Annotated in this window: 1 protein-coding gene; it reads right to left on the bottom strand. The window is 69.7% G+C overall.

The window, feature by feature from the left end; all coding sequences use genetic code 11:
- Positions 1-65 precede the first annotated feature (65 nt).
- Entirely contained in the window at positions 66-230 is a 165-nt protein-coding gene (locus tag AC2W7A_RS13390; RefSeq protein ID WP_485991779.1) for an IS3 family transposase, read from the bottom strand.
- Between the last annotated feature and the right edge of the window lie 11 nt (positions 231-241).

The following is a 241-nucleotide window of genomic DNA, read 5'->3' on the forward strand; positions in this document are numbered from 1 at the left end:
GCCCGCCTGCACGAGGGGCTCGGCTACCGCACTCCCGCGGAGGTCGAGGTGGCCTACACTCACGATCAGGACTCAGCGCCCGTTGCGTCCTGACCTCGGAACGAAACCCAGGGCGCTTCATTCACGCCCTCCCCGGCCAGGACCATATGCACCCGCCGGTGCCCGTACCGGCGGCCGTTGCCGGCCACGATCCTCCGGATCCGGGCCTTCAGGTCCGTGTACCGGTCCACACGATCGGCCA

This window comes from Micrococcus sp. LASM2_SD2 (assembly GCF_057364565.1).